This is a genomic window from uncultured Fretibacterium sp. (genome assembly GCF_938040765.1).
GTDB lineage: Bacteria > Synergistota > Synergistia > Synergistales > Aminobacteriaceae > CAJPSE01.
In genome coordinates, this window is the sequence record NZ_CALIAA010000308.1 from 1 (window position 1) to 1954 (window position 1954).

The window sequence follows — 1954 nt, forward strand, 5'->3', positions numbered from 1 at the left end:
CGTCGCGGTGGGGCGGAACCCGGGCAACAAGCGGCGGATCGGGGACAACCGCACGCCGGTGGGGCGGTTCCGGGTCCAGTCCATCGAGAACTCGCAGAGCTGGAAGCATGACTTCGGGGACGGGAACGGCGTGATCGACGGGGCCTACGGCCCGTGGTTCATCCGCCTGAATACGGGCTGGAAGGGGATCGGCATCCACGGCACGCACGACCCCGACTCGCGCGGGAGCATGGCCACCGAGGGCTGCATCCGCATGAGCAACGAGGAGGTCCGGGAGCTCAGACGGTACGCCTACAGGAACATGAGGGTCATCATCGAGGAATGATTACGGTTTCAGAGGACCATCGCGAAACGCCGGTGTCCGGTCGCCCCGTCTCCCTTCCCGGGGGTCTGCACTGCATCGATTTGCCTCAGCCCCTCCCCGGATTCCGGCGCTTCATCTCCGCGTGGCTGTTCACGGACCCCCTGGGGCGCCGCGTCCTGGTCGATCCCGGCCCCGCGGATACGATTCCCCTCCTGATCCGGGAGCTGGAGTCCCTGACGGACGGGATAGACCTCATCCTGCTGACCCACATCCACCTGGACCACTCGGGCGGGGTGGGGCGGCTCTGTGCCCGTTTTCCCGGGGCCAGGGTGCTGGCTCATCCACGGGCCTTCAGGCATCTGACGGACCCCGAGAAGCTCTGGCGCGCCTCGGTGGAGACCCTGGGCGACGTGGCCCGGACCTATGGTCCGCCTGTGTCGGTCGACGGGGCGGTCCTGATCGAAAAGGACGAGGCGGGGCTTGTCGAGGTCTTTCCGACGCCCGGCCATGCCCCGCATCACCTGGCCTTCCGCGTCTCCTGCGGGGACGCGCGCCTTCTCTTCGTCGGGGAGGCCGCGGGGCTCACGCTGCCGACGGAGTCCGGGGAGCTGTGGCTGCGCCCCACAACCCCACCCCGTTTCGACGCGGCCGCGGCCCTGGAGTCCCTGGATCGGATCGCCTCGGTGCTTGTCGGGGACGAGCTGCTTTGCTACGCGCATTGGGGTGCGTACGGCGACGCCCGAAAACGCATGGCGCTTGCGCGGTCGCAGGTCTCCGAATGGCTGGATATCGTCGCCGGGATGCGGGATCGTCCTCCCGAGGCGATTGCAGGGTACCTTCTGGAACACGACCCCCTGCTGAGGGCCTCCCTGCCGGAGGACCTCCTGGAGCGGGAGCGGCTGTTCATTGGAAACAGCGTGCTGGGTTTTCTGGGCTTTCTGGCCGGGCCGGCGGAGGCTCATGAAGGCGGGAGAAAAGCGGCATCGGAGTGAGTGCGCCGCGGGACGCCGTCTGCTATGAGAGGCTGAAACTGGAGGTGAAGGGTATGTCTGCACGAAAGAAGTTCACGTGTGCGGCTCTTGCTTGTTTTCTTGCGCTGGGAGGCGCGGGAGGGACGGAGGCCGTTTCGGCCGCCCCGGACCGCTGGACGGTCTCGATAGGGAAACTGGACGTGATGGGGGCCGCCGACGTGCGCGTGACCGGCAGGCTGGAGCTGGACCGGCCGCGCTCGGCGGACCTGACCCTGGAGGGGTTCGTCAATGGGACGGTGGCGGTCCGCTTTGTGCCCCCCGAAGGGTCTGCGGAGGGAGCTCAACCCTGCGGACTGGAGCTGACGGGCAAGGTGCGGGCCGAGGACCTTCCCACGGCGGCGATCACGGCCCTGCGCTGCTCGTTCGAGGGTAGGCCGGACGGCGTCACGGCCTCGCTGCCCGAGGATGGCCTGAGGCTTCGGGACATGTCCGGGTATCTGGTCCCCGAGGGGCCCCAGCCGGTTCCGGAGTTTGTCGAGGCCTCGGGCTCATCCCCGTCCCCGGACTCCGATTCGGCCTCCCGTGGGGAGGGCGGCTGCGACGTCGGCCTGACCTGGGCGGCGCTGTTGCTCTGCCTGGCAAGGCCGCTGTTCCGCAAAGAAGGCAGATAACCTCAGCA

General features: G+C 68.3%; 3 protein-coding genes. All 3 read left to right on the plus strand.

The genetic code is table 11. From position 1 onward, the window contains the following. On the plus strand, positions 1-325 hold a 325-nt coding region (locus tag Q0176_RS10810), incomplete at its 5' end, for a L,D-transpeptidase (RefSeq protein ID WP_299302809.1). Next, positions 322-1296, plus strand: a complete 975-nt coding sequence (locus tag Q0176_RS10815; protein ID WP_299302812.1) for an MBL fold metallo-hydrolase — start codon at positions 322-324, stop codon at positions 1294-1296. The genes Q0176_RS10810 and Q0176_RS10815, both read left to right, overlap by 4 nt. Positions 1297-1349: 53 nt before the next feature. After that, on the plus strand, positions 1350-1946 hold the full coding sequence (locus Q0176_RS10820) for a hypothetical protein (protein ID WP_299302815.1): 597 nt from the start codon (positions 1350-1352) through the stop codon (positions 1944-1946). The last annotated feature ends 8 nt before the right edge of the window (positions 1947-1954 follow it).

Coding starts and splice junctions, on each gene's coding strand:
- Q0176_RS10820 (WP_299302815.1), top strand. CDS start 1,350: ATGTCTGCACGAAAGAAGTTCACGTGTGCGGCTCTTGCTTGTTTTCTT.
- Q0176_RS10815 (WP_299302812.1), top strand. CDS start 322: ATGATTACGGTTTCAGAGGACCATCGCGAAACGCCGGTGTCCGGTCGC.